This is a genomic window from Exiguobacterium sp. BG5(2022), from assembly GCF_031844365.1.
GTDB lineage: Bacteria > Bacillota > Bacilli > Exiguobacteriales > Exiguobacteriaceae > Exiguobacterium > Exiguobacterium profundum.
The window spans coordinates 738940-764177 of the sequence record NZ_JAUZVB010000001.1 but is presented as its reverse complement, the minus strand read 5'-3'; the positions used below and the strand labels follow the sequence as shown (position 1 = coordinate 764177).

29 protein-coding genes and 1 pseudogene are annotated in these 25238 nt (G+C 46.5%); 6 read left to right on the top strand and 24 right to left on the bottom strand.

All coding sequences use genetic code 11. The features are described from left to right. Nucleotides 1-37: 37 nt before the first annotated feature. Complete coding sequence (cls, locus tag Q9R25_RS03945) at nt 38-1504, bottom strand: cardiolipin synthase (protein WP_214690898.1); 1467 nt, start codon at nt 1502-1504, stop codon at nt 38-40. Between the two features lie 110 nt (nt 1505-1614). Here cls and Q9R25_RS03940 point away from each other — a divergent pair, with 110 nt between their 5' ends. Beyond that, entirely contained in the window at nt 1615-2835 is a 1221-nt protein-coding gene (locus tag Q9R25_RS03940) for a cation:proton antiporter (RefSeq protein ID WP_159562315.1), read from the top strand. A 46-nt stretch (nt 2836-2881) separates the two neighbouring features. Here the strand turns inward: Q9R25_RS03940 and Q9R25_RS03935 are convergent, their stop codons facing one another. Next, nucleotides 2882-3670 carry a LysM peptidoglycan-binding and 3D domain-containing protein gene (locus Q9R25_RS03935; protein ID WP_159562314.1) on the bottom strand — a complete coding sequence of 263 codons (789 nt, stop codon included), beginning with the start codon at nt 3668-3670 and terminating at the stop codon, nt 2882-2884. A 208-nt stretch (nt 3671-3878) separates the two neighbouring features. Here Q9R25_RS03935 and Q9R25_RS03930 point away from each other — a divergent pair, with 208 nt between their 5' ends. After that, nucleotides 3879-4139 (top strand): DUF1294 domain-containing protein, encoded by a 261-nt coding sequence (locus Q9R25_RS03930; protein ID WP_159562313.1) that lies wholly within the window; start codon nt 3879-3881, stop codon nt 4137-4139. Between the two features lie 152 nt (nt 4140-4291). Next, nucleotides 4292-5086: a helix-turn-helix transcriptional regulator gene (locus Q9R25_RS03925; RefSeq protein WP_215243928.1), complete on the top strand. Its 795-nt coding sequence runs from the start codon at nt 4292-4294 to the stop codon at nt 5084-5086. Nucleotides 5087-5100: 14 nt separating this feature from the next. On the opposite strand, the gene Q9R25_RS03920 is transcribed toward Q9R25_RS03925, so the two are convergent. Continuing rightward, nucleotides 5101-5859 (bottom strand): glucose 1-dehydrogenase, encoded by a 759-nt coding sequence (locus Q9R25_RS03920; protein WP_215243929.1) that lies wholly within the window; start codon nt 5857-5859, stop codon nt 5101-5103. Between the two features lie 185 nt (nt 5860-6044). Between Q9R25_RS03920 and Q9R25_RS03915 the strand changes: the two genes are divergently transcribed. Beyond that, nucleotides 6045-6881, top strand: a complete 837-nt coding sequence (locus Q9R25_RS03915; RefSeq protein ID WP_214781129.1) for an alpha/beta hydrolase — start codon at nt 6045-6047, stop codon at nt 6879-6881. 36 nt (nt 6882-6917) lie between these two features. Here Q9R25_RS03915 and Q9R25_RS03910 read toward each other — a convergent pair whose 3' ends face one another. The 7 genes from Q9R25_RS03910 to bglA form a co-directional block, all read right to left on the bottom strand. Then, entirely contained in the window at nt 6918-7871 is a 954-nt protein-coding gene (locus Q9R25_RS03910; protein ID WP_196430725.1) for an alpha/beta hydrolase, read from the bottom strand. Further along, a complete protein-coding gene (locus tag Q9R25_RS03905) occupies nt 7864-8418 on the bottom strand; it encodes a helix-turn-helix domain-containing protein (RefSeq protein WP_196430724.1) in 555 nt (184 codons plus the stop codon). Before Q9R25_RS03905 ends, Q9R25_RS03910 begins: the two co-directional genes overlap by 8 nt. Before the next feature lie 120 nt (nt 8419-8538). Then, complete coding sequence (locus Q9R25_RS03900) at nt 8539-8802, bottom strand: excalibur calcium-binding domain-containing protein (protein WP_196430723.1); 264 nt, start codon at nt 8800-8802, stop codon at nt 8539-8541. 114 nt (nt 8803-8916) lie between these two features. Next, nucleotides 8917-9741 carry an SDR family oxidoreductase gene (locus Q9R25_RS03895; protein ID WP_196430722.1) on the bottom strand — a complete coding sequence of 275 codons (825 nt, stop codon included), beginning with the start codon at nt 9739-9741 and terminating at the stop codon, nt 8917-8919. Nucleotides 9742-9828: 87 nt separating this feature from the next. Beyond that, nucleotides 9829-10152, bottom strand: coding sequence for an ArsR/SmtB family transcription factor (locus Q9R25_RS03890; RefSeq protein WP_074037016.1), 324 nt, complete (start codon nt 10150-10152; stop codon nt 9829-9831). A gap of 69 nt (nt 10153-10221) precedes the next feature. Then, nucleotides 10222-11031 carry an MBL fold metallo-hydrolase gene (locus Q9R25_RS03885; RefSeq protein WP_230872810.1) on the bottom strand — a complete coding sequence of 270 codons (810 nt, stop codon included), beginning with the start codon at nt 11029-11031 and terminating at the stop codon, nt 10222-10224. 90 nt (nt 11032-11121) lie between these two features. Further along, nucleotides 11122-12558, bottom strand: coding sequence for a 6-phospho-beta-glucosidase BglA (gene bglA, locus Q9R25_RS03880; protein ID WP_311282817.1), 1437 nt, complete (start codon nt 12556-12558; stop codon nt 11122-11124). Between the two features lie 136 nt (nt 12559-12694). Here bglA and Q9R25_RS03875 point away from each other — a divergent pair, with 136 nt between their 5' ends. Then, a complete protein-coding gene (locus Q9R25_RS03875) occupies nt 12695-13405 on the top strand; it encodes a GntR family transcriptional regulator (protein WP_215243933.1) in 711 nt (236 codons plus the stop codon). 10 nt (nt 13406-13415) lie between these two features. On the opposite strand, the gene Q9R25_RS03870 is transcribed toward Q9R25_RS03875, so the two are convergent. The 9 genes and pseudogenes from Q9R25_RS03870 to Q9R25_RS03830 all read right to left on the bottom strand — a co-directional run bounded on the left by Q9R25_RS03870 (nt 13416) and on the right by Q9R25_RS03830 (nt 20404). After that, nucleotides 13416-13706, bottom strand: a complete 291-nt coding sequence (locus Q9R25_RS03870; protein ID WP_311282816.1) for an NUDIX hydrolase — start codon at nt 13704-13706, stop codon at nt 13416-13418. Beyond that, nucleotides 13703-14215, bottom strand: coding sequence for a hypothetical protein (locus Q9R25_RS03865; protein WP_215243935.1), 513 nt, complete (start codon nt 14213-14215; stop codon nt 13703-13705). The genes Q9R25_RS03870 and Q9R25_RS03865 overlap by 4 nt, the downstream gene beginning before the upstream one ends. Before the next feature lie 200 nt (nt 14216-14415). Beyond that, nucleotides 14416-15048: a hypothetical protein gene (locus Q9R25_RS03860; protein WP_215243936.1), complete on the bottom strand. Its 633-nt coding sequence runs from the start codon at nt 15046-15048 to the stop codon at nt 14416-14418. 118 nt (nt 15049-15166) lie between these two features. After that, entirely contained in the window at nt 15167-16228 is a 1062-nt protein-coding gene (locus tag Q9R25_RS03855; RefSeq protein ID WP_214757019.1) for a DUF58 domain-containing protein, read from the bottom strand. A gap of 2 nt (nt 16229-16230) precedes the next feature. Beyond that, nucleotides 16231-17154 (bottom strand): annotated as a pseudogene (locus tag Q9R25_RS03850) (AAA family ATPase). Further along, entirely contained in the window at nt 17151-17921 is a 771-nt protein-coding gene (locus tag Q9R25_RS03845; RefSeq protein ID WP_215243938.1) for a hypothetical protein, read from the bottom strand. Before Q9R25_RS03845 ends, Q9R25_RS03850 begins: the two are co-directional and overlap by 4 nt. Nucleotides 17922-18080: 159 nt before the next feature. Next, nucleotides 18081-18572 carry a DUF3916 domain-containing protein gene (locus Q9R25_RS03840; RefSeq protein ID WP_215243939.1) on the bottom strand — a complete coding sequence of 164 codons (492 nt, stop codon included), beginning with the start codon at nt 18570-18572 and terminating at the stop codon, nt 18081-18083. After that, on the bottom strand, nt 18569-19036 hold the full coding sequence (locus Q9R25_RS03835) for a DinB family protein (protein WP_215243940.1): 468 nt from the start codon (nt 19034-19036) through the stop codon (nt 18569-18571). Before Q9R25_RS03835 ends, Q9R25_RS03840 begins: the two co-directional genes overlap by 4 nt. Before the next feature lie 105 nt (nt 19037-19141). Beyond that, nucleotides 19142-20404 carry an NCS2 family permease gene (locus Q9R25_RS03830; protein WP_215243941.1) on the bottom strand — a complete coding sequence of 421 codons (1263 nt, stop codon included), beginning with the start codon at nt 20402-20404 and terminating at the stop codon, nt 19142-19144. A gap of 282 nt (nt 20405-20686) precedes the next feature. Here Q9R25_RS03830 and Q9R25_RS03825 point away from each other — a divergent pair, with 282 nt between their 5' ends. Then, entirely contained in the window at nt 20687-20809 is a 123-nt protein-coding gene (locus tag Q9R25_RS03825) for a hypothetical protein (protein WP_255349577.1), read from the top strand. 243 nt (nt 20810-21052) lie between these two features. Here the strand turns inward: Q9R25_RS03825 and Q9R25_RS03820 are convergent, their stop codons facing one another. From Q9R25_RS03820 to Q9R25_RS03800, 5 genes are all read right to left on the bottom strand, one after another. Beyond that, nucleotides 21053-21589 carry an Ltp family lipoprotein gene (locus Q9R25_RS03820; RefSeq protein WP_159562296.1) on the bottom strand — a complete coding sequence of 179 codons (537 nt, stop codon included), beginning with the start codon at nt 21587-21589 and terminating at the stop codon, nt 21053-21055. 214 nt (nt 21590-21803) lie between these two features. Next, the gene (locus tag Q9R25_RS03815) at nt 21804-23282 is read right to left on the bottom strand and encodes a PH domain-containing protein (protein ID WP_215243943.1); all 1479 of its coding nucleotides are present in this window, start codon (nt 23280-23282) and stop codon (nt 21804-21806) included. Then, nucleotides 23279-23806 (bottom strand): PH domain-containing protein, encoded by a 528-nt coding sequence (locus Q9R25_RS03810; protein WP_159562294.1) that lies wholly within the window; start codon nt 23804-23806, stop codon nt 23279-23281. Before Q9R25_RS03810 ends, Q9R25_RS03815 begins: the two co-directional genes overlap by 4 nt. A gap of 65 nt (nt 23807-23871) precedes the next feature. Next, the gene (locus Q9R25_RS03805) at nt 23872-24546 is read right to left on the bottom strand and encodes a WGR domain-containing protein (protein ID WP_311282815.1); all 675 of its coding nucleotides are present in this window, start codon (nt 24544-24546) and stop codon (nt 23872-23874) included. Between the two features lie 143 nt (nt 24547-24689). After that, nucleotides 24690-25157 carry a hypothetical protein gene (locus tag Q9R25_RS03800; protein WP_159562292.1) on the bottom strand — a complete coding sequence of 156 codons (468 nt, stop codon included), beginning with the start codon at nt 25155-25157 and terminating at the stop codon, nt 24690-24692. Nucleotides 25158-25238 lie beyond the last annotated feature (81 nt).

Here is a 25238-nt window from a genome sequence, read left to right as displayed (position 1 = left end):
TCCGGCAGAGGAGTTCCTTCTGACCGGATGTTTTTCATTATAAAATTGGACTGAGAAGGCGGGACACGCTCTCTTTGAAGCGAATCCAACGTGTCCTCGATTCATATCGTTCGATGGTTAGCCGCTCAGCGCGTGCCTCGTCTCGCTCGAACGCATCGATGACGGACTGAGCGACGTCTTTGTCGAAGACGAGCGCTGAAATTTCAAAGTTGAGGCGGAAACTTCGGGCGTCGATGTTCGTCGTCCCAATTGATGCGACTTCTCCGTCGATGACGAGCGTTTTCGCATGAAGGAAACCTTCCTCATACGTGAACACTTCTGCTCCGTAACGTACGAGCTCCGCAGCGTTCGCATAGGTCGCCCAGTAGACAAACATATGGTCGGGCTTGTTCGGGATCATCAGTTTGATCTTAGTACCCGCCATCAGGGCGATTCGACAGGCATCAAGGAAACTTGCATCCGGGATGAAGTAGGGAGTCTGGATATAGATACATTCTTTCGATTGGGTGATCATTTTGACGAGCATATTCTTTAAATGCTCCGTCGACGAGTTTGGACCCGATGTCACGATTTGAACCGGGGACGCATGACGAGCAATCCCTTCGATTGGCCAAACAAAGTCGTCTTTCTGTGCCTTCGTTCGTGTCGGGACAGAGCGATTCCAATCCAGGATGAATCGTTCGAGCAATTCCTTAACGGCGTCGCCTGAAATTCGTAAGTGAACATCTCGCCAATAACCGAAATGCTCATCCTTTCCGAGATACTCATCCCCGACGTTGAAGCCGCCGATATAACCAAGTTCTCCGTCAACGACGCAGAGTTTTCGGTGATTTCGATTGTTGACGCGGAAGTTGATGCCGAGTTTGGACGGAAAGAACGATTTGACTTCCCCACCGTGGGCCAGCAGGTCCTTAAAGTGTTTGTGCCTCAGTCCCCTCGAGCCTACCGCATCGTAGAGGAGTCGGACACGTAATCCTTGTTTTGCCTTTTCGGTCAATAAGCGAATTAACGATTGACCCAGCGCATCGTTTTGGATGATGTAATATTGAATGTTCACTTCTTTCGTCGCCTGTTCGATATCTCGAAACAGTTGATCAAACTTCTCTTTTCCGTCGTGAAGGACGTCGATATCGTTCTGGAAAGACATCATCGCATTCGTCGATACGAGATTCAATCGTGCGAGTCGTCGGTGCTTCAATAGAAGTGGATGATTGAACGGTGCCATGGATTGGTCCAATTGGTCAAGTTGCTCCGCCACATGATGATGATACGCTTCACGTTTCTCTTCTTCGACTTCATAAAAGTTTTGAGATTTGATCAATCGACCGAAGAAGATGTAGACGAAGAATCCGATGAGAGGCAAGAAGAAGAGGACGAGTAACCACGCCCAAGTCGTTCCAATGTCACGCCTTTCAAAAAAGATAATGGTGATTGCAAACGTGAGGTTAAGCAATAAGATGAGCCAAGTCATGATGACGATAATGAGTCCGATAGTCACTTCCATGGTATCCCTCCCTTTCTTTCAATTCTTACCCGAAATCAAACAATCTTAGCAAATGTTTTTCCTGATTTGGGTATACATTAATGAAGAAGTGAAGAAACGGGGGGAAGCTTATGGAAGACATGATGATTGGGTTCAGCTTACTTGTCCTCATCGGTGCACTTTCGCAGTTACTCGCTTGGCGATTTGACTTTCCAGCCATCTTGATTATGACGGTTGCAGGGATTCTAGTCGGACCGATTTTCGGTTGGTTGGAGCCGGATCGGATACTCGGTGAGCTTTATAGCCCACTCATCTCCATCGCGGTGGCGCTCATCCTGTTTGAAGGAAGCCTCAGTCTCGAATTCAGGGAGATTGACGATTTGCGGAGATCAATCTTTCGTCTCGTCACGGTCGGGGTATTCGTTTCTTTTATCTTGACCTCGATTTTGCTCATCATGGTTGGAGATTTTCATTGGTTGCCAGCATTTACGCTCGGTGCCATCTTTGTCGTGACCGGACCGACCGTCATCATCCCGTTACTTCGACAAGCTAACTTGTCCGCTCGCCCAGCTAAAGTCTTGAAATGGGAAGGGATCATCGTTGATCCCCTTGGCGCATTGATTGGACTCTTTGTCGTTCGTGTGGGATTCATCTTCTATCAAAACGACGGGCTCGCGAGCCACTTGCCATTTTTTTGGTCCTGTATCGTCGCCGTCGCCTTTGGGATTGCCGTTGGACATCTATTGATTCGTTTGTTCGGGAATGAGAAAGTCCCTGAATATTTAAGAACAACCCTCACGTTCTCTGGGGTCCTCCTCGTATATTCAATCAGTGAGTGGGTCATGAGCGAGGTCGGGCTATTGGCTGTAACGGCAATGGGATTGACGATGGCAAATTCAAAGCATGGACATATGCATATTCTGAAACAGCTTCGTGAGTTTAAAGAGAACATTTCGATTTTACTGGTTTCGACAGTCTTCATCATTCTGACGGCAAGTTTGACACGTGATAGTTTACTCGCCATTTTCGACTGGCCTCTCCTCTTGTCGATTCTCGGAATCTTATTTTTTGTCCGACCGATCTCGGTGCAGACGTCGCTCCTCGGTTCTCCGCTATCCGCTCAAGAGCGGGCACTCATCAGCTGGATTGCCCCTCGAGGTATTGTTGCGATGACGGTGACCGGTTTCTTTGCACAAGAGATTGCCGAACTGGGAATTGAAGATGCGGAACGGATGTTGCCAATCACACTCGGTTTAGTCGTAACGTCTGTCGCCCTACATGGATTGACGATTAAACCACTCGCGAAGCGACTCGGACTGACGAAAGTGAAGAATCCTTGGGAGAAGGTATAGACAAAAAAAGACACCGCCCGATGGCAGTGTCTTTGATCAGCTTGAATTAGTTCAAGACTTTGATTGTGATTGATTGGCGACCGAAAGCAAGTGCTTGCTCTTGTGTCGGCATCAAGATATCGATTTTGTTTCCTTTGATGGCACCACCAGTGTCTCCTGCGATGGCTTCTCCGTATCCTTCAACCCATACTTTAGAGCCGAGCGGAATGACAGAAGGGTCAACCGCGATGACTTTTTGGTTCGGGTTCGAACGAACGTCGATTCCTGTCGCTGTGATACCAGAACATCCTGCACAATATGGTGTATAAGCTGTCGCTTCAACTGTCATTGTCTGACCTGAAGCCGGAGCTTGGGTTTGCGTTGTAGACGATGCAGTTTTTGTTACAGGTGCTGATGTCGATGTCTTCGGTGCTGTTGTCTTCGCATCGTTCGCTACAGATGCAGCGGCTGCACCTTTCACGGCGAACTCTTGTCCAGGGAAAATAAGATCTGAATCAAGACCGTTCCAAGTCATCAATTGATTGACAGAGATCCCGTGGTTCAATGCGATACGATAAAGTGTATCACCTGATTTAACTGTATACGTTTTAGATGCAGTAGAAGCTTGTGATTTTGCTTCTGCCTTTCCAAGTTTCAAGACTTGGTTCGGATAAATCATATTTGAGTTTAAGCCGTTCGCTTGTTTGATGTCGTTTACAGAGACGTTGTTGTTCACGGCGATACGATAGAGTGTATCTCCAGACTGAACTGTGTGTGTTGATGCTGCCGAAGCTGGAGCAGCGACTCCTAAACTAAGGCCAGCGAGTGCCGTTAGTGTCAATAGTGGTTTTTTCATAAGAATATTCCTCCCTTTTCTAACGCCCCCTTACTGTAACACCTGTATATTTCACAGCGATTACAGGACGATATGAGAGTGTTATCAGTTCATTTACAGAACAATTCACGAGGATGAGAGGTTTCTGAAAATTGTTTCAATCTATTGAAACGGCTTCACAGAGCCAATTTAAGATATACTAGAGAGAGAAAAAAGGAGGTTTTGGTCTTTGGAACTATTACTGCTATATTACATTGTGACTAATCTACTAGCGTTTGTGTCATATTTTGTCGATAAACGACGGTCTCGTGTCGGAGCTTGGCGTATTTCTGAGCGGACATTGTTGACGATGGCATGGATCGGTGGAGCGTTCGGTGCCTATTTGGCGATGCGCGTCTTTCGTCATAAGACGCTAAAACCGAAATTCCGAATCGGAGTGCCTGTTGCAATTCTCGTGCATGCTGCGTTTACCGGTTGGCTGATTTTTTAAACTCTTATATAGAAGAAACTCGATTGTATCTTTTAATGAACGATGATTAAAAATGTCAGATTCGTCCCAGTTCATGCTCATTTCAAAGTGTTTCTCCGTGAACAATCGAAATGAAATGTCGGGAAATTTCCGAAACGAGGAGGATGGCTCTTTTGAAGAGTATCGAGATGATTCGTCACGGATCATTGACATTAAAGGTGACTGATCACTTCACTGTTCTTTTTTGCAAGTCTGGGACGTCCGTGATTCGAGTGAACGGAGAAAGCATCACCCTTCATCCAAGAGAGGCCGTTCTCTTGGCAAGAGGACAAAGTGTCATGGTTGAGAAAATCGAGGAAGCATCACCGATGAGGTTGCTCGAGTTTGATCCGACTGCTTTGTTCCATCCCGAGTTGGCGAAGCGATATGTGACGCCATTTCTAAATACTGAAAAGTCCATACATATGATAAAACCGGAACGAGGTCATCAATCTATTATTCAGACGATTGAACGGGCCGTTCAACATTTATCTGCGGACGGTCCACTCGCATTGATGGATGCGACACTTCAATGTACAGTCATCTGGCGCTACTGGATTCAGCAAGAGACTGAAACGATGAAGAATGAGAACAAACGGGAAAGTCTTCGTCATATGCTTGCTTATGTCGACGCTCACATAGAGGACAGACCGACATTAGCCCAAATCGCTCATGCGGGCAGTGTGAGTCGAAGTGAGTGCTCTCGTTTGTTTGTATTCTTTGGAGACACATCTCCTATTGCGTATGTAAAGATGAAGCGAATGGAGCGGGCCGCCACTTTATTAGAAGATTTGACGGAAGGTATCGCAGACATCGCCAATCGCCTGAGCTACTCAAGTGTCAGTCACTTCGTACAGGCATTCAAAGCACATCATGCAATCACCCCGCTCGCCTATCGAAAACAATACCAAAAGAAAAGAGCCGAATAACCGACTCTTTTCTTTTATCTTGCGGTCCACCCACCATCGGCTTTCAAAACATCTCCATTCACGAAGCTCGAATCATCCGATGCTAAAAAGAGGGCGACGTTCGCGATTTGCTCTGGTTCTCCCATCGGGGCTTCCCCCGCCCCTTGAATGGCGCGCATCCCAAGTTCGCTCGGTGCTGTGATGGTTGACCCAATATTCGTATTGACGCCACCCGGTGCGATGGCGTTTGCTCGAATCTTACCGAGCGTGCCATGTGTCGCCGCGATGTTCTTCGTCAATCCGATTAACGCATGTTTTGAGGCCACATACGCTGCACCACCTCGTGTACCGAATAATCCTCCGACCGATGCATTGTTGATGATGACGCCACCCCGGTTCTGCTTCTCCATCACTTGGATGGCGGCACGTGAAAGTTTCATCGGTCCGGTCAAATTGACGCCAAGGACACGGTCCCATAATTCATCCGTCACTTCTCCCACCGTCATGAAGTTGTCCATGATTCCCGCGTTATTGACGAGAATGTCGACCGAGCCGAACGTGTCTTTCGCCGCATCGACGAGTTTGTCAATATCCGTTTGATTCGTCACGTTACCAGCAATGCCAAGAACTTCCCCACCCGCTGCTTTGATTTCATCAACTACCTCCTGCACAGCATCTTCATTCAAGTCGAAGGCGACGACTCGTGCGCCTTCTTCCGCAAACAGTTTGGCGATGGCTCGCCCCATGCCTGAACCTGCGCCAGTGACAATTGCCGTTTTTCCTGAAAGCTTCATTCCTCATTCCTCCTTTGAAAGGTCAGAACGTATATGATGTGTGATGACAGTAATCTGCCTGTCACTATGTTATACCCACATTTGGTTGCGAGCCTCCTGAGAAACATGGCGATTTTTCTTCAATTGACTCCCAGCAATCTTTATACTTGAATGGAAAGCACTCCATTATATAAAGGAGAGATGACGTGAGACAATTCCATGCAACCGTCCATGGTCGAGGTGAACCTGTACTTTTCCTTCCCGGTGGAGGATTCACTGGGTCACAAGGCCAATTATTTGCCGAAGCATTACATAACGATTTCGAAGTTCACCTGTTAGATCTACCTGGATTTGGTGAAAGTGAGGGACTACATACATTCGCCACGTCCAAAGTACTCGCGGACTGGGTCGAGACGTATCGAATCTCACGACACCTTGAATCGGTTCGACTAATCGGTCATTCGATGGGAGGTGCCATCGCCCTGGCTTATGCAGTCCATTATCCAGACCAAGTCAGGCATTTGATACTTCTCGACCAAGGACATAAACCGAACGCTATGCTACCATATCGGGAATATGGCATCTTCGGATTCGCCTTACCGCTTTTACGTCTACTGTATCACCATTCACCACGACGCCTCTTGAACTGGATTGAAACGAAAGTCAATAAGAGTGACCCCACGTTTTCTGAAGAGCGGTTCCAACTGTTCTGTCGACGAATCGGGGTCGAGCCGACGTTATCGATTCGTTCTGCTGTCGAGCAATCGGCCCGTCTTTCGACCGGTGGCTTACACTTGTTGTTTGGTTATGATGGATTGGATTTTAAGGACTTGTTACGACGCGTCCAAGTCCCGACGCACCTGTATTATGCGGATTTCACGGGAATTGATTTGAAGGAGGCGAAGCGAACGCTCCATCATGTCAAACGAGCGGAACGACTGCTTCATCCTTCTGTACAATTGATTGCCGTACCAGGTGGACACTTCGTTCAATGGAGCCGTCATTTCTCGATGGAAAACGTTGAGCGGTTCTTACATACATAAAACAAGACAGCGGAGAGGTTTCCGCTGTCTTGTTCGTCAAGATGCCCAGTCGTGGCGCTTTAGCCATTCGTGAAGTTGATGCTGTAGCTCAGGGTGGAGCGGTTCACTGAGTTGTGAACGATATTGTTTTTTCACGTCCAAAATACTCATCTCACCATCGAAATGTTTCAACATATGGTCCATGTCCTTAATCTTTTGTACCTCGATATGCTCCGCGTGAAGTGCAGCGAGCTCATCTAGATGCTCGACGTCCGTTTGAACGTCCCGGTCTCCTGTCAGTGCGAGCGTCGGAATGTTCAATTGAACCAATCGTTCTCGAAGTGACACGTCTGTGTGTGCAAGATGCTCCCGTAACCATTTGGCAGGGAACTTCATCAGCTGGATCCGCATCGTATCCTGATCCGTTGCTGTGACGCGCTCGAACAGTTTTTGTTGTTTCCCGACGACCGACTTCTCATTCAAGCTAAAGCGAAGCAGTTTACCCTTGATCCCTTTCGTACGTCCCACTTCTTCGAGCAAAGCATATGCCTGTTCCTGCATGCTCGTCTTCAAGGCGACACCGGCACCAGACAACAGGATGAGACCAGAAACGGATTCACGTTCTGCTGCGAGTGTCGCGACGATACATCCTTCGCTATGGCCGAGCAATAAAACGTCTTGTGAGACATGGTCATGAGATTTCAGATAACGGACGACCGCCGACACGTCATCAACGAGTCCTGTCAGACCGACGCTATGTCGATTGCCACCACTCTTGCCAATCCCCCGTTTGTCATAGCGTAATGTGATGAATCCTTGTATCGTCAGCCATTCTGCTAAGTCTTTATACAAGTTTGACTTGAAGCCGGTACCGTTTCCGTCACGGTCCAATCCTCCCGTCCCTCCGATGAGGACGATGGCTGGAAAGGACGACCGTTCCTGATCGGGTGTCGTTATGGTGGCAGCAATGGTTGTTTCCCCTTGAATCAACACATTTTCTTGTTTATACATCATCCATCTCCTCCTTTTCTTCTACCGGCATGAACGCGTAGGAGAATTTCCGCAACGTACGTTCTTCAGATGGTTCATGCTCGAGCACTCCCTCTAAGAGATCGTAGAGACCTCTTAGGAATCGATCACTCTCGTCATCAGACAGATAAAGTGGGATACTCCGAAAGCCGACCTTGTCTCCTTGAAGGTCGATTTTGTCCCGCTTTAAATAGTCTCCGAAATCCATGAGCAGTGACATCGCGAACGTGTAACATATTTTATATAGTTGTTCACGATCTTCCTCTTCGACGACTTGATTGACAGCGGTCAATGGATTGTTTTGAATCGCGTACACTTTTTCATACACCCCACGTACTTTGTTCTCACTTGCGACAGATAAAATCTCGTCTTGTACCATCTTGTTGATATGGCGATAGAGGCTCGCTTGGGGCACATCGGGAAGCAACTTTGCCAACTCTCCGGTCGTCACTTGCTCGTTCATGAGAACGTGCTGAAAAATTTTCATGCGAATCGGGTTTAACAGACTTTTTAAAACGTCTTGATTCATCATCTTCACCTCATTATTATCATATTTGATAATATTATTACTTATGATAATATCATGTGTCCGAATATGTGTCTACGTCCATATAAAAAGCCGCCCTCATTGGCGGCTATATACATGTTCTTATCTCTCACAGGCGATTCCATCTTTGTCGCGATCACGTGCTTTGTTTGCGTCATATAGTGCTTTACTTACATATGGCGTGTAATGTGTCTTACCACCTTTATTTTTCGTCGTCTTTGACTTGGCTACACCACCTTTATACGTTTTGTTTAACTCTGTACAGTTTTTAAATGTCTTGACCGCTGCATCTACTGATTTTGTCGGTGTTGAAGACAATCCGATGACTAGAATGAATGTTGAAAGTGCTAGCATGACTTTTTTCATGAAATCCCTCCTCTTAGATGGTATATCGGGTAATTTTGTGTGAGTTGAATCATTCTCAAAACGACATAAAAAATCCTTCTCATTTTCTATAGAAAACAAAAAGGATATGATTCATTATTTCTTTTCAACGACACCTCGAACAATCGCGAAGAATACCCGGTTCGGAAGATAACGCTTGAGGGCAATCAAAAGGCCCGCTTGTTTACCTGCTGGATAACGGAGTCGTTTCTTCCGTTCGGTCGCGGCTCGCCAAATCGTCTCAGCGACAACGTCTGGACCTTCGGCGTTCGCACCAGCGGCATTCGTGTTATGGAGCGCAACCTCTGTGTAGTCATCATATACATCGAGCGGTTGGTCACGGACGAGTTCTTGGGAACGACCGTAAAAGTCTGTCTTAATCGGTCCCGGCTCAATCAATTTCATGTCGATATTGAAAGGTGCCAACTCGAACTGGAGCGATTCGATGAATCCTTCAATCGCCCATTTTGAACTGTGATACAAGCTGTAAATTGGGAATGTGATCTGTCCACCGACGGAGGAGACGGTCACGATCCGTCCGCTCCGCTGTTTACGGAAGTATGGCAGTGCTGTCCGGATCACATTCATGACCCCGAATACGTTCGTATCAAATTGCCGTTGAATCTGTTCAGGAGAGGCTTCCTCGAAAATCCCTACCGCTCCATACCCAGCATTGTTCAACAACACATCCATCGTTCCGTGATCCGAGACGATTTGTTTAAATGCCTCTCGGATACTCGTCTCGTTCGTCACATCTAGTTGATAGAGAGACACCCCTTTTAGGTGAGACAGTTCTTGATGATCTTCAGGTCTTCGCATCGTAGCGGCGACATGCCAGCCTCGCTTGCTGAACAGTTCGACCGTCGCTCGGCCAATTCCGCTCGATGCTCCTGTGATGACAATCGTTTGTTTTTGGTTCATATTCATTCCCCTTTAATGTTTATATGTTTAAACTTTTAAACTCATCGGTGAAAAAGAAGCCTTTCTCCCTGTTTCCAAAAAGAAAGGTCAAAGGATGCATTCGTCTTCAATCGCTCGTGTCAGTGCCTTCAGCAGTCCGACCGCGTTCTCGAGCGTCAGGAAGTAAAAGTTCTCTGTCCCGACTTTCTCTGATGAGACGATGCCCGCTTGTCGAAGTAGTTTGAGATGATGCGAGATGGCCGGTCGAGACAACTCAATCTTCTCATCAATCTGATTGACGTTTAAGCGTTCATGTTTGGCGATCTCGACGATGATGCGTTGACGATTGACGTCGGCTAATACTTGGAACAATGGAATCGCATCTTCAAATAAAGATAACGAGACTTCGGGTGTGGCATCTGGTTGTTTCATATTCATCACTCCGTTTAAAAGTTTAAACGTTTAATTCTGTACTAAGAATACTAGGTGATCCGCCTTCTGTCAACGAAGTTGTTCGTACACTTCACGTAGAATGCTTGCAATCATGTGTCTCGAGTCATAATCCCGCTTGGAGATTTTGACGAGCGGCGATGGTTCGGGGAAGAGCTGGGCATTGATGTCGTCAATGTTGTAGCCCGCTGCAGTTTTTGTTATCACGTTATCAGTCAAACGTTCTAGATAATCGAGCTTTTTGGTCAGTTGCTCCCTTCCCTGTTCGAGATGCCCGGCGTGTTGGCAATAAACTTCCTCGAAATTAAGACTCAGAACACGTTTGAGAGAACGAATCTGTTCAGGTACCGACTCCTCCGGAATCATCACCTTCGGATAAGGATGGACGAACAAATCACCCGAGAACAGCCGACCGTTCTCCTCGTCGTATAAGACGACGTGATTCGGTTCATGACCAGGTGTATGGATTACCTGATAAGTATGATGTTCTGATGTGATCTGATTGTCATAATAGGCAATCGGCTGAAACGGTTCGGGGTCTCCTGAAAAGCGTGCCCGATAATCTGGGATGTCTAGCCCCGTCCGGCACATGTCCCTGGCGGATTCTCGTATGTAAATTGGGACACCGTATGTCCGTTCAAGCCAGGCTGCCGTTCCGATATGGTCTTCATGGGGGTGCGTGATGCTGACAAGATCGATTGGAACCGACTCATAAAACGGTTGAAGTTCGGGTAGCATCGTGCGTGTTCCCGTATCGATGAGCATCCCGTCGATATAATACACATACATCGACATCTCGAATGGACCGTTCTTTACGTTGGCACAAACAGCCGTCACCGGTCCATAGTTCTTTATTTGCATCATGCGTCCCTCCAATTTTTCACTTTTCTTCATTATATCGAAAAAGAGCAAAGACCTGCAGTCATTTCACAGTTCTTTGCTCACCCTTATTTAGAGATTCTCTCCATTCGTCGCAATGACCTGTTTGTACCAGTCGAACGAGTCTTTCTTCATCCGCTCCATCGATCCGTTCCCTTCATTGTCACGGTCGACGTAAATCATCCCGTATCGCTTCTTCATTTCTCCCGTCGTGAACGAGACGATGTCGATGATGCCCCAAGGTGTGTAACCAATCAAGTCGACCCCGTCATAAATGACGGCTTGCTTCAATTGTTCGATATGGGCCTTCAAGTAATCGATTCGGGCTTTGTCATGAATCTTTCCGTCGACAATCTCATCGACGGCACCGAATCCATTCTCGACGATGAAGAGCGGAATTTGGTACCGGTCATAGAGTCGGTTGAGCACATAACGGAGTCCGACCGGGTCAATCGCCCATCCCCAGTCACTCGACTGGATATACGGGTTCTCGACCCCATTCGGCAGACCACCGTTGACGATATCGCCACTGTTGTCCGCGACGACGTCACTCTTCACGGTCGTCGACATATAGTAACTGAAACCGAGATAATCGACCTTTCCGTTCTGTAGGATTTCTTCGTCCCCTTCAAGGATTGGGATGTTATACCCTTCCCGCTCGAACTCGTTCAAGGCGTAGCTCGGATAGAAGCCTCGTACTTGTACGTCCGGGAAGAAATAGCGTTGCCGCATCATCTCTTCGGCGAGCATGACGTCATCTGGGTTTGATGAATACGGATAAATCGGTACGTGAGAGACCATCGCTCCAATCTCGAAGTCAGGATTGATGGCTTTCCCTTTGGCAACGGCGAGAGCGCTCGCAATCAGTTCATGGTGCCCAGTCAGATACATGACTTCGCGGGCGTTCTCCCCTTCTTCTAAGAGGACTCCCGAATTCGTCCATAAGAAGAGTGGATTGTTGACGTCCATCTTGTTGTTGATTTCGTTGAACGTCATCCAGTATTTGACCTTGTCTTTGTAACGGTCAAAGCAGACCTCAGCGAAGCGGACGAAATGCTCGACGACTTCACGATTTCGGAATCCCCCGTATTCACAGGCAAGATGGAGCGGCATCTCAAAATGCGACAGTGTGATGATCGGTTCGATGTCGTGTTTGAGTAGCTCATCGAACAAGTCATCATAAAATTGGAGACCCGCCTCGTTCGGTTCTGCATCATCACCATTCGGGAAGATGCGGCTCCATCCGATAGAAGTACGTAAACATTTCAATCCCATCTCAGCAAAGAGGGCCACATCTTCTTTATAACGATGGTAAAAGTCAATCGCCTCATGGTTCGGATAGAATTCATTCGGTTCGACCTTGTCTGTGATCCGGCGAGCGACGCCGTGTGCACCTGCCGTCAAGACATCGACGACACTCGGTCCCTTGCCATCAGCGTCCCAACCACCCTCGAATTGATGAGCGGCAAGCGCGCCTCCCCATAGAAAATCGTTCGGTAATGTCTTCATTGTAAGTCCTCCTTCACATGAATCGTACACGTCAAGTATAATTGTACCGGTACAATTATACAAGGTCGGTACATTGAATTACTTTTGTTTTTTTCATGATATAATAGAACCAGTGACGAAAAAGTGAGGAATGACCATGCTAAAATATCAACAAATCGCGAATGAAATCGAACAATACATCCACGAACAAAACTTAAAACAAGGCGATAAGCTCCCTGTCCTTGAGCAGATGATGAATCAATATGCAGTGAGCAAGAGCACTATCACGAAAGCTTTAGAGCTGCTCGAACGAAAAGGGGTCATCTTTCAACTGCGGGGAAGCGGCATTTTCGTCAGACGACATAATCGACCTGGCTATATGAGCCTCTTCTCGACCCAAGGGTTCAAGAGCAATCTCGGAGACCGTGTCTTGACATCTGATGTGATTGATGTGTCTGTCGTGAAGCCAGACTCGACGGTTGCAGAGAATCTCGGGATTGACGTGTCGGACGATGTATATCGGGTCGAACGGGTAAGGTATGTGGACGGGGAAGTGCTCTGTCATGAGGAATCCTATTATGTGAAAGCCATCGTCCCTTATTTGAATCGCGAGATTGTGGCGGACTCGATTTTCGATTACGTGCAATCGGCGCTCGGCGTCACGATTGGGTTTTCTGACATGTATCTACAGGTCGATCGATTGACGGAAGTGGAAGCAGGCCACCTTGGATTGCAAGAGAATGATCCGACACTTCGCATCGAGACGATCTTCCATCTCACGAATGGGAAACCATTTGACTATTCCCGCATCACCTATCATTACACACATTCACAGTTCGTCATTCAGGCGAACGGGCCCTATATGTAAAGACAACCCCTCATGCGCGCATGAGGGGTTGTTTGTCGCAAGACGAATATCGCTTCACGACCGGGAGATTGACTTGTTCGAACCAATCGTCAATGAACCAAAGTTGATGTTGATGTAATAGTGGTAGGTCTCCTCTTAAGAAAAATCGATGTTCGTGACTTTCGTCTGTCAATTGAGCGATCTCTCCTGAGAATGAATTGGTGGAAAAGATGACTTGAACACTATAGACGCGATCACCGTTTTCATAAGTGGCATAGCCCTTATCACCAGAATAGATTCCGACTCTGTGTTTAGAGTTCAAAAAATCTTGATCTCCCCATTCACATGATTAATAAAAGAGTACGTGTCGTCAGCATCATGTGCGAGTATGAAATTTCCTAGTATATTTGGATGAAATTCAGTAGTGAACGTCTCAAGCGTCTGCTCGTATGTCGGATATGAAAGGGACTGCCACACGCTCTTCGCCTTCGGAATCTGAAGCTGAGGCAATAATTCGTCTTCAATCAATCCCTTCCAGTCTGGGTTATGCAATATAAAGCGAAACACGTTTTCAAATGGAGCAAACGTCCCACCTAAACCAAACTCCAATTTGATGGGAAACGCACCTCTAACCACATGTTCAAAAAATGTCTCCATCTGGACAATACCAGTTGTCGCGACACGTTTCACTTGGTTTCCTTGAAGCGTCAATCCGTCTTCGTAATAGCTCAGAATCCAATCCCTCTCTCCTCTTAAGACGATGACCTCATTTGAAGAAAGCGACAATTCTGACTCTAACATTTCACGATTCTTGATGGTTTTGGTCGTCACATGCTCTTCTTCCTGACTTTTAAAAGAGAAGCGACGTTTTCTCGAATCTTTTACAGTCCGCTTACGCTCTATAAGTAATGGAAACTGTTCATTCTCCAAATGGCGAAAGATCAAGTAGGTTGCTTCTCTGTCCCTCAATGCATGACTCGGTATGACCACTAATTCTAGTGGATTATGATGATTGGATAAGTCTTTTGACATCATGTTGCTTTTCGTCTCTTGAGGAACCAATATCCGAATGGCAATATCGTTAACACAGTAAAGCCAATCAATCGGTTGGTATTCGATGTTGGCTTATTTGACTCTATCTCATCCGAATGGATTGATGATGAGTCGCCTGCTCCACCTATCATTCCTTCTTCGGCATCCCCTTCAATACTTTCATTCTCTTCAACCAATAATTCTTGAAACGCCTCAGTTGAAATTTCATCTCCGCTAATCATCTGTTTTGTATTAGATGTCAACGCCGTCAACATGTCCCCTTCGTAATCAAACCACGTCGACGCTTCTGAGTATTTCACGAGATTGCCTTTTACGTCCGTCAACGCTTTCGGGGTTTCTTTGTCTGAACCGAACGTTGAGAACGCATATGTACCCGCTGATTGTTCATATGTTCCGATCACGTTGACCGGTTCATCATCTTGAAAAACGGTCGCCACAAATTCTTTTGTTGGGACGAACGTACATGTTTCTCCCGTTTTGTAACAAGAGGAAGACGGTACGTATGTCTCGAGTAGTGGTCCGAACGTGATGTTCTCACTGTCTGTCATATGATAATTAGCCGGATCATCTCCCTGAATATGATCCATCACAATGTCAAAAAAAATATGCATCTGCAAAACGTTCCGCCGAGGATTCAGTCATCTCGGCTGATACGGTTGTCGTGCTTGCAAGTAGTCCGACACAACATATGAGTAAGCCCGTCATTCGTCGCATGTGTTTCTCCCTTCATCACCCTGAAGATTTCAGCAGCATCGCGTGATTGATGTGAATCAATTCGGCGTGAGGCTGTTTGTGACGACTGACATATGACGTGAATCGCGATGATGCAACAAACGCGTTCGATTCATGAATCATCGCCAGTCGGACGAGAATGAGCCGTAATTGTTTTCTTCCTTCTCCCAGTGTAACACGGTCGACTTGGTTGTTTTTGTCGAGTCGGTTGATTAACAGTTCCACTTTACAATCTTCTTTGATCAAGTAAGAGACCCAATACGCCGTCTGTTGAATCAAGTCTTCATATTGCGCATGGAGCCCGTTCCCGAGCGGACCGCTCAAATCAAGGGAAATCGTGAATGTGTCGAGATTTTGTCGTTCGAACACTTTTGCCTGTACATGACCGACTTTTGAAGTGGCGACCCAGTCAATCTGTTTAGCCGGTTCTTTCTCATATCGTTTTGCACTCTGAATCATCAACGGATCGTTCAACGGGGAGTGCTTGACGATACGGTCACCCATCCGAATCATGCGAGATTCGGTGATTGGTGACTTCGTGATGGTAGGTAACACAATCCATGAGGGCATATCCATCTCCTCATCCGTGAAAAAAAGAGTACCTAAATAAAACGGTAAGGTGACACGCATCACACACATATGAATCGAAGCAGGTCCACGCTTCACAGCCGAGACGCTCACATGATGTATGTCCTGTTCGATCCTGGTGTCGTATGCCTGTGACCCGTCCTCGAATACCATCCGTTCATTACCCTCTAGCCGAATCAATAGCGGAACACCAAGGGCAATGATTCGCTCATACCCATCAATACGGACGATACATGATGTCTCATCGTCGATGAACAAGAGATCTTCTTTCTGCCGGATGGAAAATGAGACTTCGTTTGAAAGTGTTCGAATGATTCGTTTCCGGATGAACATGACGATTAATAATGCTCCGCATACATAAGCGATGGGCCATACATAAGGTATCCACATGGTGAGGAGACCGAGACTGACATAAGCCGGCCAAAGTTGGTCTTGTAAGATGGATGGTGTACTGATTTCGACCTGTCGCATCGTTACACCTTTTCGACGGGGACAGTTACGGACTCGAGTACGTCCACCAACACTTGTCGCTTCGTCGATTTGATATCCCCTTCAAGGGTGAGGGTCAATCGGTGCGAGAGGACATGTGGCGCAATGGCTTGAACATCTTCAGGCGTGACAAACTGACGATCGTTCAAGTACGCATAAGCTTGTGAGGCCTTGACGAGCGCGAGCGTCGCTCGTGGACTCGCCCCGACTTCGACTAACGGATGTTGCCTCGTCTCTTGGATAAGTGCGAGCAAATACGTGACGACATCTTCATGAATCCGGATATTCTCGACTTCTTCTTGTGCTTCTAAAAAAGCTTCATTCGTCATCAAGGCATGCACTGTCTGTCTCGTCTTTGAAATCGTCTGCAGAATCAAGTTCCGCTCTTCGTCTGCCCCGGGATACCCAACTTGAAGAGACATGAGGAAGCGGTCGAGTTGGGCGTCCGGTAGCGTGAACGTTCCCGCCGACTCGATCGGGTTTTGCGTCGCGATGACGAAGAATGGTTTCGGTAGTTGATAGGTGACGCCACCGATAGAAACTTGGCGTTCTTCCATCGCTTCAAGCAAGGCAGATTACGTTCTCGGAACGGCGCGGTTCACTTCATCGATGAGTAAAATATTCGTGAAGATCGGTCCGGTGCGGTTCTCGAACGTCTGGGTCTGCATATTGAAGAAGTCTGAACCGATGATGTCAGAAGGCAACAGGTCGGCTGTGAATTGAATTCGGGCGAAGTCTGCCTCAAAGCTTTTGGCGATGCTTTTCGCAAGTAACGTCTTCCCCGTCCCAGGCACATCCTCTAGCAAGATATGGCCGTTCGCCAAAAGGGCTGTGCAACATAATTTTGTGATTTCCGGTTTACCGAGGTAAATGCGGTCTAATTGGTCCAATACGTGTCGGATGGTCATGAGTTCGACTCCTTTTGTGTGCGTAGTAGGTATTCATCAAGTTGTTGGGTGAACGCTCGCTCACGTTCTGGTGAGATGTCGCCTTCGTCATAGCGTGTCTCTAAATAGGTAAGTAGGGATGCATCGAGCTCGATTCGTTTCGCCCAAGTCGACAACGTCTCTGTTGGGCGACGACGTTTATGTGGAGGTAACGCTGCTTCGAATTGAATCAACTGCTTTCGAATAGCCGATGCTGGTAATGGATGAACCGTTCGGTTTATCTGCATCGACGCGTTGTCAGAAGTCACTAGCGAGTGATCCTCGATATCTAACTCTCCCTCCTCGCTTTGTTTTTTCGAGGGGCGTCGTTTTTTCCAGAGCCACCATCCGAGCAAGATAATCATTCCGGTAATAATGAACGGGAGGTAGGAGACGCTGCTCGTCTCTTCTCCTGACGGGTTTCCGTAAGAAGGGGATTGGTCCTCAATTCGCTCTTTCGGTGTACCCCCTGACTCGTCTTCTGAGTCAATCATTGCTCCGTCTGGACCGTTCCCTTCTGGTTCTTCATATGGCGCATCCCCACACCAAAAATCAACATCCGTTACTTCGAAAATCCCTAAAAACTTTCGTTTGTCATGACAGTCGGTGACCCAACTCGTAATCTCGCTCCCTGAGATATCTAATGATTGGTAGTAACGGTATCCCAGTTGACCGGAATAGGAGATGAGGGCGACAAGTAGTAAGGAGAATAGAATCCCTGACACAAAAATCGTTTTGGCTTGTTTCATCGGTGTTTCCGCTTATGTATATTTAGTTTGATCGTTTTCATCTGATATGACGGCTCCTCTCATAGTCTAAATCCTTTTTTTGGAAATTGGATTAAATGGATTATACCATGAACCTTAACGGAATATTCAGTTATTTTTAGACAAAAGAAAAATGCCCGTTCATTGAACGAGCATCCACACTTCTCTACCTTCACCCTCTTCATCGAATATCCACTCTTCAAATCCGTACACGCGAATATCTCGGTCACTACGGATGACCCATTTGTTCAAAAACGTTTTTTCATGAAGGATCGGGATCCATTTTTGGTGGGATGAATCACGCCGCATAAACGTTTGTAACCCCTCTTCATCTTCAAATATGAGAAGTTCAGAGTTCCAGAGTGTAGGAAAATCTAGCAGCACGACAACTCGCATTCGTTCATCCACACGCCGCTTTGCTAGTCGTTTCGCTTCATTGAGCAGAGTATGGATGAGTGACTGTTTGATTTGGGCATTGTGTTGAATATCCATTAAAAAAGTTTGTCCGACCGGAATCTTGGCATACCAATACCCATTATGAAACTCCGTTGGAAAATCCTCATGATTTTCTTGTATATTGCGCTGAAGACGACTTAACTTTCGTTTCAGACCACGCACTTTCCGATGTCTCATTTCAGGATGGACTCGACTTGCTTCATATGGTGTCGGTCATGCTCGATGAACTCTCCGATGATTACATGTAACGAGTATGGGACACCTTGATGCGGATCATGCGAGACACCATTCGCTGTCGTTTTATAAGTCAGCGCCTCCTCACTTAAGGACTCGAGCATGGTGACGAGTGCTCGTCGACTTTGTAGTGATTCCTTCAATACGACGTCACCCGATAACTGCTCTGCCCTTTTCGTCGCCCGCGCGTTGAACGAGTCAAAGTCAGGGAAGATCATCCCTTCCCCGTTCTTCACCGATGGAATGATGACATTCAACAGATGGTTGTCCCAATGGGCGATATGTAAGACGATTTGCTTTATGGACCACTTCTCCGAGTCGATCTGTTCATTCCAATTAGATTCATTCAGTTTCTTTAACGACTCGAGCCATTCTGTGTACGATGCGAATTCTTTAATGACTTGCATCCAATCCCCTCCCCGTTCTCTTCAAATTACTGCGATTATAGCACGAACGAGTCTTTTTAAATCAAAAAACGGCACCGTTCTTCATGAACGATGCCGTGCGTGTCTCTATAACCAGACTGGTAATGAGAAGAAAACTAAGAACAATACGGTCAAGACACCGACGACCGGACTGAGTGACCGGTAGCCCTTCTTGAACAAGACGATCATCGTGTACGCGATGAACCCGAGCCCGATGCCATCGACGATGGAATACGTGAACGGAATCATGATGATGACGAGAATCGCCGGGAAGGCATGCTCCCAGTTATCAAGCGGCAGATGCTTCACGTTCTGGAACATCATCATCCCGATGATAATCAACACCGGAGCGATCGCCGTCACCGGGATGATTGCAAAGAGTGGTAGCAATAAGAGCGATACCACATACAATCCAGACGTGACGAACGAAGCGATCCCGCCTCTTGCCCCGACCGATATCCCGGCAGCCACTTCGACCGTCGAGACCGTCGGGCTTGACCCGAACATGGCCCCGGCCATCGTCGAGAGACCTTGCGCGACGAGACCTTTCGGCGCCTCTTCTTCTTTGCCGATTGCCCGTGTCTGATTCTGAATCAAGCTGATGTTTTCAATCAACAAGACGAGCGTCAGTACACCGACCGCGACCAAGAAGATCGGAGACGCAGATTCCGCGAACGAGATGTTTCCGAATACCGTGCCGAACGATTCGAAGAACGGTGTTAACGAGAAACTTCCCGTCCACTGCAATGTTCCCATTACGGCGCTGAGACCAACACCGAAACCGATCGTCCAGAGGAAGCTGCTAGGTCCCATCTTCAAGAATAGCAAGATGGCGACGAAGAGTGACAGGAATGCGACTTGGACGTCACGCTCCCCGAGATCACCGATGTGGAGCAATGCCCCACCCCCGCCTGAGACGATTCCAGCCGCCTCGAGCCCGATCAAGATGAGGAAGAGGCCGAGACCGACCGTCAATCCGTCATGAATGATCGGCGGGAACGCGTTCGCCAATTTCCTCGCCACTTTGGTGACCGTCAATAGTACGACGAGTACACCTGAGACGAACGAGACGGCGAGCGCACTTTGCCAGCTCAACCCCATCTGCAGGACGAGCGTGTAAGTGAAGAGCGCATTAATCCCCATTCCCGGTAACAAGAGAAGCGGCAAATTGAAGAATCCCGCAATCAATGTCCCGATGATGCTTGTCAAAATCGCTCCGACGAGCGCCCCCTCGAACGGGAGTCCGGCTTGTGTCAAGATTGCCGCATGCACGGCCGGGATGTATGCTGTCGCCAGAAAGTTCAGCACGCCCCCGTATGTTTCTGTTTTCCATTCTGTTTGTTTTGCCATAGGAATCAATCCTTTATTGGCACCCTCACCCACCCGTGTATACACACGAGATTGATTATATCCTGTCAGACATCTAACAAGCAAGAGCGATTCGACTCAATTCCTTCTTTGGACCCATTCATGAGACTGATTCCATCAAAAGATTCATTTTGTAAAATAAGAACGTTTGTTCTTATTTTCACCGCCTTTTTGCGAACAAATCTGTTATAATGAAGGGGCAGGTTAACGCAGCAATAGTGGGGTCAGCCGCCAAGTCCACAATGGAGGAAGGCGGTGGTGCGGATGGAACAACTTTGGACCTGGGTTGGGGATTATGTCATGATCCCAATCCTCGCTCCGATCATCGTTCACTTGGTGATTCACCGAACATCCGATCGTGCAACGTCTGAACGCACAAAAAAATGACCCCCTCGGCGCAATGAGATGGGTCACTTTCTGATTCACTAACCATTGTGGCGGCTGGGACCACTCTTAAAGTGGTAGCCTGTAAGCCAGAGGTCGGTGTGTCCAGCACCGGTCTCTTTCTACTTGCATCATACCATACTTTATCCGCGTTTTCAGTAAGAGAAACATCATTTGATATGAAAATCACAAGAAACTGAATCGAGAAAGAGGGATTCTTGTTCAAGAATCCCTCTTTTTCCATAATTATAATCCTACTTTATCGACACCATATGTTGCTTCCTCTGTCGTAAACCCTTCGAACTCCAATTGCTCGATTAGACCACTTCTTGAGAATCCGCTTAAATCTAAATAGCTTTGAGCTTTATCAGCAGCTTGCTCTTTCCAATCTACTTTAATATTTTCTACCGCAAACGAAGCTTCTTCAGTGGAAAATCCTTCAAACTCTAGTTGATCGATTAATCCACTTTTTGAAAAAGCAGAGAATTGTAGATAACTTTCAGCTTTACGAATCGCATTTTCTTGTGCTACTGAAAGTGCAGGTTCCGCAGGTTCTTCTACTTCTGCAGGTTCTGTCACCTCTTCAGTTTGTTCTTCTGTTGTAGTCGCTTCAACAGTTGAAGCTTCATCGACCGTATTTTCTTCTTCGGTCGTTTCAACAGAAGACGGTTCTGAAGTCGGTGTTTCCTCCTCACCGCCAGAAACTCCAATCAATACAATTACTGCTAATACCCAAACCCACCATTTCTTATAAAAAGGTTTTTTAACTTTTTCCTTAGACATATAATTTCATCTCCTAAAAATATAATCTCTTTTTTACTTTACTGTAATAAACGTAACATAAGAAGATAATTTTGGGAATATATTTTTTAAGAATAATGTAATTTATTTATATTTATATCGGACTAAATCCAAAATTTAAACGGTTAAGTATAAAATATACCATATAAGTTTAGGGATGAAGTGAAACAAAAAAACACCCGACCAAATGGTCGGGTTAATGAGAGTAACGTGAGAACCAGACGAGCATCGCGTCTGCATCTTCTTTCGGAATATCATCGATGGTCTCAACAGATAAGAATCCTCCACGTGTCGAGAATTGCACCGTACATAGTCCAAAACGACGTTGCAAGAGCGATTGCTTCACTTGAATCTGTTCGATCCGTGGTTTGTCTGTCAAAAATGATTGGACGTTGAATGCTCCAGTCCGTAACTGGATGAATTGATCCGTGCGGACATATTTTGTGGTGATGTAACTGAGGACGCGTCCCCCGATGATGATGGCCCACAAGAGCATGAGCCACCAGGCGTAATCTCGGAAGAAGTAAAGGACGATCCCTGATATGATAATCCCGAACCAGCTGATTCGGAGTAGCTTGATTCCTAAGGCACGTCTCGGTAATCGATGAAGTTCGTCCGACCATGTGAAGTGAGTGAAATGTTCACGGAGCACCCGCATCGCTCGGTCACGACGAACGAACGGGAGAATCGTCGAGGATTCATCTTTCAATTCATCCATCGTTCCTGCTGCGACGAGTTCGACCCCGACGATGTGGAACCAGCGACGAATGAACGTCTCTTTGATGCGAATCGCTTGAATCTTCTCATATGGAATTTCTTTCGCGCTTCGATTCAACAATCCCTTCTCGACGCGAATGCGTTCCCCTCTCCGCTCAAGTCGGAAGTTCCCATACTTCAAGAAGTTGATGACCATGCCAATCACGATCGATAGCATCAACACTCCGATAACAAGAAGACCGATGGCGATGATGGACGCATGGACGACATAATCTTCGACCTGGTTGAATGCCCCATCCAAGTTAATGAAATCATCGATTGACGAGATAACCGTCGAGGCGACCGGGAAGATAGCGAAGACAGAGAGCGACGTGATGGATGCCAATACGATTTCACGCGTGGACAAGGCATATAACAGACGGCTTGGTACCGGTGCTGCCTGTGCAGCTGTCTCATCCGACTCTTCTGAGTCATCCACCGCTACTCCGCTTTGTTTCCGATGACGGACTTGCTCAAGGATTTCTTCAAGTCGTTTGGCTTCGGTCGGAAAGACACCTGCCAGTTTGAAAGAGGCATCGTCACTGTTGGCATTCGTATCAAACGTCAATTCGACCACACCAAGCAATCGATAAAGGAACGGGCTGTTCGAATGGACACTTTGAATCTTATAGAGCGGAAGCGACTTCTCTTTTTTCAACCAGTTCCCTTCAATGACATAGACGGTTTTTTCGTCCAGAGCATAACGAAAGTTTAACCACCCAAAGAATTTCTGCACAATGTCGAGCAATAGGAAAAGTAAGATCCCGACTCGGATGATGATACCGAATGTCGAGTCCCAGTCGTTGTTGAGCACGAAGAGTAAGACGATTGGAATGGCGAACGACTTGATGACTTCGAGAATACGCAGCACCAAAACGCGACTTGGAAGTCGATGCCATGTTAACGCGGTCTCGGTCATACGACATCCTCCTCTTCGATACGTGCATAGATGGCGATTTGTTCGCGGAGTGTCTTGGCGAATGACTCTTCGATTGCATAGATGTCATGAGATCCAGCAGCTGTCCCGATGGTGATGGTCTGTAACCCATATTTACGAAGAAGCGGACCTTGTGCAGCATGGACATACTGCACTTTTGTCATTGGGATGAGCACATCGTGTGTCGTGATGATCCCATGATGAATCCGAATCTCGAGCGGCTGGACATCATATGTGAAACGTTCTTGTTTCCACTTTTGGAACCAGATGATATCAACCAAGCTATAGACCACATCGATTACGAGTAGTACGATAAAGCCAATTTGTAGCCAAGTCGGCCAGTTAAACCAGTATGCGGCAGCAACAAGCGCTCCCGTGACGAGAAGTCCAATGATATAAAAAATCGCACTTGATAGCCGGAAGACAGCACGTGCCTCGATTGGAAGTGTGCCGCTGATTCGTTGTGGTGTGACACCTTCTTCTGGTGTCGGTGTTGTTTCTGACATGGTGAATCCCCCTATCGTTCATATGTATCTGTCTTTATTGTATACGCAGTTCTTCTCAAAAAGTTTCAGGATTCGGTCGGGAATGTATACAATCGCTCATATACCTCTTCGAAAATTGCCTGATCCTCTTTTTCGAAAGCCTGTTTCAATCGTTGAATGGCCTCTAATCCTTCCGCTTTCAAGTCATCCGTCAACTTTCCTGTTAGTTTAATGGAAGTGAAGGCACCAGCGACGATGACTTGGTCGCATGTATAGGCATACTCATACGTGGCCCAGTCTTCTGGTGCATATACATCTCGATTGATCCAATTTTCGATTAGGGCGTAGGCATAAGATAAATAGCAAAGGTCGCTGTCTTTTCGTATCAACTCTTCATACATATCCAACGCATCGGCTCCAGCATCATTTCCGAACGGTGCATATTCTTCCGTACAATCCACATAAAAGTCATCATTGAAAAATGCCTGATACTCCGGATGTGAGGTCAGAAAACTCGGTCCTACTTCCGGGTCATTCACATAAATATGGTTATCCCAATCGAAAAGAGATTCAACATATCCTTTTTTCAACTTTTTACGAATGAGTTTCTCCACCTCGTTCATACATTCCAACTCGGATTCAAAAGACTTTACTTGTACCTTTCCGATGGTCCCAATTTTTCCGTAGTTTACAGCAAACTCATCACCTTCAACAATGATGTTCCAATACTTCGTAACCTGCTTAAACGACCTTTTGATCATTCAGATTCCATCCCGTCTCAAAATTTTATGGAGTAAGATCATTGTACCTCGGATCGGATGAATCAGAAAAAACGAACCTTCTCAGCGGTTCGTTTCCCTTATCATTTCGTAACTTCTCGCGAGTATGATCATAGATGATAACTTTACTTCGGCTCGTAGCGGAATCGTCCGATTTTTTCGTTCGCTCTCGCATAGAGTGTTTCTAGTGAAAATCGACTCGGTCGAGAAAGTTCTTTGGCGTAAACGGCTTCAATGGTTTTGTCGACATAGCTATTTTCTTCTTGAAGATATTCCATAAGTAACATTTTATAGTCTTCAGAAGTCGCGTCTTTATGTTTCAAACCATCCAGTTCATCAAGATAAACATCATTTTCTGCTTTAAATCCTTCTAGCTCTTTGACTGCCCCGGTCACATCAACATTATCCATCGGTAAACTTGATAACATTAGCATTTTTATCTGATGATTCTGAGCATCCGCGAGAATGGTTCCTGCATCAAAAGAGATAACCGGTCGAGGATCAACTTCTTCTGTGGAGGATATCGAATCGCAACCAATCAACGATATCATTATTATTGTCATCAGGATGAATGTTACTAAGATCCTTTTCATATTCATCCCTCCTGCAAAAATCAAATCATAAAGTCAACATTCACAATGATTTATCTAGACTAACATAATTTACGTTTATTA